Source organism: Hominimerdicola intestinalis (genome assembly GCF_054655215.1).
The window spans coordinates 135066-142410 of record NZ_BAAHNZ010000004.1; the positions used below are offsets into that span (position 1 = coordinate 135066).

The 7345-nt window shown below is 40.1% G+C and carries 9 protein-coding genes; all 9 read left to right on the plus strand.

From position 1 onward, the window contains the following. Nucleotides 1-31 precede the first annotated feature (31 nt). The 9 genes from ACYQ0H_RS06105 to ACYQ0H_RS06145 are packed head-to-tail and all read left to right on the plus strand — an operon-like array spanning nucleotide 32 to nucleotide 6931. Nucleotides 32-520: a ribbon-helix-helix protein, CopG family gene (locus ACYQ0H_RS06105; RefSeq protein WP_459811953.1), complete on the plus strand. Its 489-nt coding sequence runs from the start codon at nucleotides 32-34 to the stop codon at nucleotides 518-520. Next, nucleotides 513-1751, plus strand: a complete 1239-nt coding sequence (gene mobP3 / locus ACYQ0H_RS06110; protein ID WP_459811954.1) for a MobP3 family relaxase — start codon at nucleotides 513-515, stop codon at nucleotides 1749-1751. Before ACYQ0H_RS06105 ends, mobP3 begins: the two co-directional genes overlap by 8 nt. Continuing rightward, entirely contained in the window at nucleotides 1748-3841 is a 2094-nt protein-coding gene (locus ACYQ0H_RS06115) for a VirD4-like conjugal transfer protein, CD1115 family (protein ID WP_459811955.1), read from the plus strand. Before mobP3 ends, ACYQ0H_RS06115 begins: the two co-directional genes overlap by 4 nt. Nucleotides 3842-3854: 13 nt before the next feature. After that, nucleotides 3855-4187: a hypothetical protein gene (locus ACYQ0H_RS06120; protein WP_459811956.1), complete on the plus strand. Its 333-nt coding sequence runs from the start codon at nucleotides 3855-3857 to the stop codon at nucleotides 4185-4187. A 10-nt stretch (nucleotides 4188-4197) separates the two neighbouring features. Next, nucleotides 4198-4626, plus strand: coding sequence for a septation protein SpoVG family protein (locus tag ACYQ0H_RS06125; RefSeq protein ID WP_459811957.1), 429 nt, complete (start codon nucleotides 4198-4200; stop codon nucleotides 4624-4626). 5 nt (nucleotides 4627-4631) lie between these two features. After that, the gene (locus tag ACYQ0H_RS06130) at nucleotides 4632-5537 is read left to right on the plus strand and encodes a conjugal transfer protein TrbL family protein (RefSeq protein WP_459811958.1); all 906 of its coding nucleotides are present in this window, start codon (nucleotides 4632-4634) and stop codon (nucleotides 5535-5537) included. A gap of 15 nt (nucleotides 5538-5552) precedes the next feature. Beyond that, complete coding sequence (locus ACYQ0H_RS06135; protein WP_459811959.1) at nucleotides 5553-5759, plus strand: hypothetical protein; 207 nt, start codon at nucleotides 5553-5555, stop codon at nucleotides 5757-5759. Nucleotides 5760-5799: 40 nt separating this feature from the next. Then, the gene (locus ACYQ0H_RS06140; RefSeq protein ID WP_459811960.1) at nucleotides 5800-6117 is read left to right on the plus strand and encodes a hypothetical protein; all 318 of its coding nucleotides are present in this window, start codon (nucleotides 5800-5802) and stop codon (nucleotides 6115-6117) included. Nucleotides 6118-6121: 4 nt separating this feature from the next. Next, a complete protein-coding gene (locus tag ACYQ0H_RS06145; protein WP_459811961.1) occupies nucleotides 6122-6931 on the plus strand; it encodes a hypothetical protein in 810 nt (269 codons plus the stop codon). The last annotated feature ends 414 nt before the right edge of the window (nucleotides 6932-7345 follow it).

Genomic DNA, 7345 nt, shown 5'->3' on the forward strand with positions numbered 1-7345 from the left:
ATAAGCCTTGACGAAAAGGAGGGAAAACAAATTGAAAAGTACGCCTTTAGTTATTCGTGTGCCGGACGAATTGAAAGAACAGCTTGAGGTAAAAGCCTCCGCCGAACACATTACCGTGTCAGACCTTGTAAGACGGTATATAGACAAGGGTCTGAACCTTGAGGGGTACAAGTCAGAGATTGATTTTCTTTCAGAAATCATGCAGACGGTTTTATCCGGCGTGCTTGATCCTCAGATTGAAAGAATTATCAAGCTTATCATTAAGCTCGGTAAGATTAATGGTGCAGGATATTTTCTTCAGCTTGCCAATCTTTTAAGTGAGGATAACAAATCGGACATCGGGGATATATCTGAAATCGTAAACCGCTGTAATCGTTTGGCTGTAAAATATATGTCACAGAAGGACAGCGATGTTGAAAGATTTTTGCTTAATAACACAGAGCTGCTAAAAGAAGCTCTAAGGCTTAAGAATGATCCTTACGGGTTTGATTTTAATGCAATAGGAGGAAGCGATGAGTAGCGCCGTATTAATATATAAGGCGAGAGGATATAACAAACGGACGGACGGAAACCGAACAGTAAAAAATAAGGCTCATGTAGAATACATAGCTACCCGACCCGGGGCATGGAAAGAGCCGGAACAAGACAGCGCACTGTTCGGCAGCTTTAACCGGCAATATCTAGACGTTATATCGGTTGATGAAGGTATGCAAAAGATAGCTGAGGTTACGGATAGGTATAAGACGACATACCGTGATGTGATTTCCTTTACCTCAGAGCAGGCTGCTCATCTTGGACTTAATACTCTTGCAGACTGGAAAAAATACGTTAAGGAGCAGGTTCTGGTTATAGCTAAGGAGAGAGGGATCAAATATGAAAACCTTGAATGGGAGGCGGCAGTTCACGATAAAAAAGGACAGCCTCATACTCACATAATAATGTGGGATAACTCAAACGCAGTTCAGCCGAACAAGCTTCCCCCTGAGCTTTACAAGAAAACTCGTGAAAAGCTGATACAGAATACCTACAAGGAAGAGTTTCAGGAATTTTTCAAGGCACAGAACGAGGCGAAAAACGCCCTCCGAGCCGACAGCCGTGAAATTCTCAAGGGCTTTGAAGAATACTTAACTCTACAGAGGATAAATACCTATGATGTGAATGATTATCTTGACGGAGTAATTCAATTTGATGTTTCCGGCTTAAGCAGCTTTGATATTCTCGACACGCCTAATATCGAAGATATTCTGAAGGAATATCTTCGAGTGAGAATGGAAGTGCTGAATCACAAAGGTAGACTGGCGTATGAGGATCTTGCGCCGGAGCGCAAACTCATGGTTGATAATTTTGTAAAAATGCTACTTAACAGCAATGATAAGCTTAAAGCGTTGGTTGATAATTTTGTATTATCGCATATAGAGGTTTTTAAGTTTTACTCGGCGAAGGAAAATGAGTTGAAATATCAATCTGGAAAATATTCCAATATCGCAGTCAAAATGATTGCAAACGCTCTTCTGCAAACCATGAAAGACTATCAATTTGAAGATTCCCTTCAGACCGGAGTAGACGGACAGCGACAGGCGGAATATATAACCGGAGGAATCCTGGCGGCGTTTGCGAATCTGGCTCGGCTTACAAGGCAGAATAATATAAAGTGTGCGGAATATAACGCTATGGCTAAGAGCGGAGACTTATCCAAGGAAGCTATAAGAGAACTGATAAAGCAAAGAAAGGACAGGGGGCTGGAAATTTGAAAAACAAAAGCAAAATACCACTGCTGGTCATATTGTTTGGTATCGCCTGCGCCGTAGGCTTCTTCACAGCGCCAGGCATTTTTTTACTTATATCAAAGCAAGCCGACAGGTTCGGATATTACCCTCCGGGGTATTGCATTGAAATACTAAAAGCTGAAAAGGACGCTCAGACCACATTCATTTGCACGGTTTTCATTGTAGTGGCTATGGGTTACTTATTATTCTTTTCCGACACAAAGGACGATTATCGGGCAGAGCTTTACAGCGTTACTCCTGACATTCAGATACCTCAGCCATTAGGTCAGTATCAGCATGGATCCGCATGGTTCCTTTCAGACAAAAAATTTTGTGGGGATTATCCGGTCGTAAGGATCAACTTAAAAGCTCCTGTTTTCCGCTATCTTTTACAGCAGGGAAAACAGGATATAAATGAAGTAAAGAAATACCGCATATCTAACGGAGAACTCAGGCAAAGAAAGCTTTTTCAGAATCTGCCGCACAGGATGATATATATCAAATATAATCACTCGAAGCTATATCTTAAAAGGCAGGCAAACATGCGGAAAAGACTTGATACCGAACCGCTGAAAAAAACAGGCGGAGGCTTGGTTGTTAGCTATAAGAAAAGAGGACACAAAGAATATATCAATGTTCTTACCGACGATATTCATTCAATGGTTTTAGGTTCAACCGGCTCGGGGAAATCACGTTATCTGGTTATACAGTCGATAATCTGTCAGCTGCTTGCCGGAGAATCGGTTTTTGTATCTGACCCAAAGGGAGAGCTATATCAATATTTGTGCAGGCTGCTTAAGCGTCTTGGAGTAAATACAATAGTGCTTGATTACCGTGATATGAGCAAATCAATGGGATATAACTTTTTACAACCTATTATTGACAAGCTTAAAGCAGGAGATCTTAACAAGGCAATGCAGCTGTGCCGCGATTACGCTACAATGATCGCCGGCAAGAAAAACGAACAGACTGAGCCTTTGTGGCACGACGGCAAGGTTGCTGTACTGGCAGCCGGTATTATGGCCTGTACATATGACAATATGGATAAGCCTCAGAACCAGAATCTATGTTATGTCTACGAATGGCTTACAAGGATGTGCGCTGAACGTCCGGGAGGAAAGGGGTTGCTGCTTAATGAATATCTGAAGGTTGCAGGTGAAGATCATCCGGCAAACCTTATCTTTGCTCAGGCAAACGTTGCGCCGAGCAAAACCCGAGGAAGCTTTTACACATCTGCGTGTACGGCTCTTACGGTATTTACCGACCGCCAGCTCTATCACATTTGCAGTAATTCGGATTTCAAGCTTACCGACCTTGCGACAAAAAGGACAGCTATGTTTGTAATCCTGCCGGAGAGCAAAACAACGTTTTATCCGCTCGTATCTCTACTCGTTGCGCAAATATATGAAGCGCTGGACGATTACAGCAACAACGTTTTAGGATCCGGTCGACTGCCTCGCAGAGTTCACTTTGATCTGGACGAGTTCGGTAATTTTTCGGCATTTCCTGATTTTAATATGATGTTAACGGTAGGACGATCCAAGGGCATTATATACAATCTGTTCCTACAGAGCTATGCTCAGCTGAAAGAGAAGTACAACGATAACATCTGCGAAATAATCAAGGGCAACTGTACAAATCAGATATACCTAAAATCCACAGACGATTCCGGAACCAACAAGCCAATATCGGACAGCTTAGGCAAATACACGACATCAAGCTATTCACTGTCCTCCAACAGCGGCAAGTACAGCGGCGGCTCATCGTCAATGAACCTATCGGAACGCAATCTGCTTTTCCCGGACGAACTAAAACGGCTGAAAAGACCGTATATGCTTGTTATCGGAGAAAATGGCTGCAAGATCACAAACTCGCCTGATCTAAGTAAATGGGCTTTTAACACAATGCTCGGCTTGGGAAATAAGAAGCATAACGAAAAAGTCAGGGCTTTGCGGCAGTCGCAGAGACCTAAGCTTAAAGATGTAGACAAACCGCCGGAGTATGACGGTATGTGGGTAACCGCAAACTTCAATAAATTTAAAATACAAAGCTTGAAAAAACAAAAAAGATTATAAAGGAGTAACTATTATGAAGAAAAACAAATTGAAAAGAACGCTTTTATCATTTGTCCTGACCGCTTTTTCAGCGGTGATTTTCGCTCAGTCTGCATTCGCTTCGTTCCAGGATTCCAAAATCGCAACAGGTACTGAAAAGCTTATAGATGACGTGCTTAAATGGATACAGATACTGGCTATACCTATTGGTACGGTTTTTATAATATACTTTCAGATCCGTAAAAGCGGAGCTGATCAGCAGGACAAAAAAGAATGGTCGGAAAGAACAAAAACGACAATAATCAGTGTCGTTATTGCAGAGGTCGCAAGTACGCTGATAAATCTGGTGCTTGCCTACTATAAGTAAGGAGCTTTATATGAAAATAAAGGTATCTATAGACCGCTGTTTTAATAAACCGGATATGAACCTGAAGGCTCTTGCCAGAATTACGATAGACAATGTTTTTACAATCGAGGGCTTCAAGATAATGCCGGACAAAAATGGTGAACTTAAGGCTATTATGCCGCAGCAGTCTTATGTGGACAAAGATGGAAAAACCCAGTATAGGGATATTGCACATCCGATAACTCCGGAGGCAAGGAGCATAATATGCAGCACTATACTTAAAGCGTATTATGCTCATGTACAGCGGGCTGAGGCAGAGAAAATGTCGGCGGTTAAAACTCAGAGCAGCGCTAATGATCAGGGTAACAGCGCTGAATTAAAACCGCAGCTTGATCAGAATTACAATTATCAGAGTTGGGACAGCTTGCTTCAGCAAGAGCCTGATATGGAAATGGGGTGAACGCTTTGGCTGGATTAGTTTCTATAGCTATATGTTTTATACTCGGACTTATAGCTCCGGTACTGCTTGAAAATTTACAGAACTGCCTTGAAGATCTTGCATATAATTCATTTAGAGTTGACGCATTTATTTCCGAAACTACAAATTCTTCAGTAACGGAATCTCTAATGAATGTATTTGCTTCAATAGGGATCTCCCTGCTAATGCTTCTCTTTTTAGTAAAGGGATTCCAAACATATGTATTATACACAGACGGTGACGCAGAAAGCGATCCTATCAATTTTCTGGCACTTTTTATAAAAGGCTTGGTAATAGCTGTCTGCGGTAACACTGTTTTGAATTGGTTTGCAGAAATTATATCAGATCTCTCCGGTAAGGCTCTGACAGCAGTTCAAAGCTCTTTAGGAACAGATTATGATTGGGATGGATTTGTAGATTACTTTTCGACATGGACAGAAGAATCGCTGGCAGAAGAACTGACGAGCTTTGCTATAGTAGTAATTTTCACTATTTTCTTCTGGATAATATATATTAAATGTCTGGGCTATGGATTTGAACTATGGATCTTAAAAATTGCAATGCCTATATGCTCAATAGGACTTATTAACTCAGATAAAGGCATTTTCAAATCATATGTTATGAGTATCTCAAAGGTCATGGTAACTATACTTGTACAGATAACGCTTACACAACTTGGTTTTTCAATATTAATATCAGGATTTCACAACAATAACCTTTTAAGTGCGGCATTTCTTGGGACTATCTGCCTTTGGACGAGTTTAAGAAGTCCAAAAATGCTGGGTGACTTTATGATCCCGTCACAGGGAGGAGGTAATCTTATGATGAAGGCATATTATGGCGGTAATATGATCCGCAGTATTAAAAGCGTATTTAGACACTTTAAAAAGTAGTAAGGCGATGTGCATATGACTATATCAAATATAATAAACGGAATACTGATACTTATTCCTATAGGGTCAGCGCTAAGAATTGCGATACTTGCAATTTCTATGATCTCTAACAAAGATGATGAAAGAGCTATTAAGGGTAAGATCGTTAATACGATCAAGTTCGCAGTCTTAGCGTCCTGCGTGGGTATAATTAAGGATCTTGTCCTGCGTTACTATAACTAATTAATGGTGCGGCATTATGCCGCACCCGGAGGTGAAAAAATTGAATGAAAATAAATGCTATTTTCCGGTTGACGTATCCGTTGAAAAAGAATACACTCCCGGCTTAGGTAAAAAAGAAATGCGCCGAACAATTAAAGGAAGTTTTGTTGTACTGGTTTTATCGATCGTACTGTATATTTACTTCAATAACCTGTTGGCTTCAATGGTCGTTTTTATAGTAGGTTCAGCAGCCTGCGGGATATTTTGTATACGCAGTCCAGGTACTAATATATCATTTGTAGACGAGATTAAGAATCTTGCGTCTTACATAAAAGCTCAGAAAGTTTTTCTTTTTCAATATTCAGATGAATGGAGATAACCGAATGAAAACGATAATTGACGGGTTTAAATACGATACGGAAACCGCAGTAATGGTTATGTCTTATATGCTTAACGAATACGAAAAAGGAGAGCTTTACCGCAACCGCAAGTATAAATTCTTTTGCCTGCATATGCTGCAGCGGGAGAAAAAGCTTGAATATGAATACAAGATAATACCGCTAACAAAACAGCAGGCAATGAATCTGCTTATAGATTATGAGCAAATTGATGAGTATGAAAAGCTGTTCGGCGAAATACCCGAAGCTGAGGGAGAGGACTTTATACCGGAACCTGAAGAAGATGTAACAACAGCTGAGAAGGTATATATAACGGCTGAGATCCCGGAACCAGCCGAGCCTGGCGAACCCGAGGCGGTCATTTCAAGTAATGTTCCCGATGACGGCAAAAGTAGTGAAATTAAAAAGAAAACAAAGCCGCTGCGCAGGGTTCAGAAAAAGCTTCTTGCAGCCTGCCTAAATAATGATATTAAGACTGTACAGGCTTGTATTACCTGCGGAGCTGTACCAGGTGCGGCACATATACGGCGGGCGATTCTTTATGACGGCAGAGATATACTTAGATTGCTTTTTGCCGATTTCCCAGGCTTGAAAATCGGCAAAAAAGAAATACGTCTTGCAATCTTAAAACGCGATATTGAGATGTTTAAGTTAATCTTACTAAAGTGTCCGAAGTTGGAAGAGTATGCTTTGAAAGTAAGTAAAAAATATCTTATTGCTGAAATTGTGGAATATTTAAAAAATGATTTCAATGAGGATAAGATTAAACAATCGGTACATAAGGCAGAAGAATAAGTGTGTCACTGTGACACTTTTCAGACAACGATAAAAAAATCGTACATATCTTGAATGGACTTAAAGCCTTAGAAATAATTGATGATTGTGACTATAACGGTGATGTAAGTCCTATGAAAGAACTCAAAATTCTTAAAAATGAACCGCCCTTTTGACAAATTTTTAAGCAACAAACGAGGACGAAATAAGAGCTTTATTTTGTAAATTTTCGGTAAATAGATTAAAAGCCCCGTTTGACTTTCAGATAAAATATCAAAATCATGTCAAATTATACAATTAACGCATTCCTCTTTTATCCATAAGCAACAAATTAATAATGCCGTTTTAATAATTTGTTTCGGCTGAAAATTATCTACTTTTTGACAAGTTTGCTTCTGTATTATACAATATATGTATATTGCAGATACGGAGGCT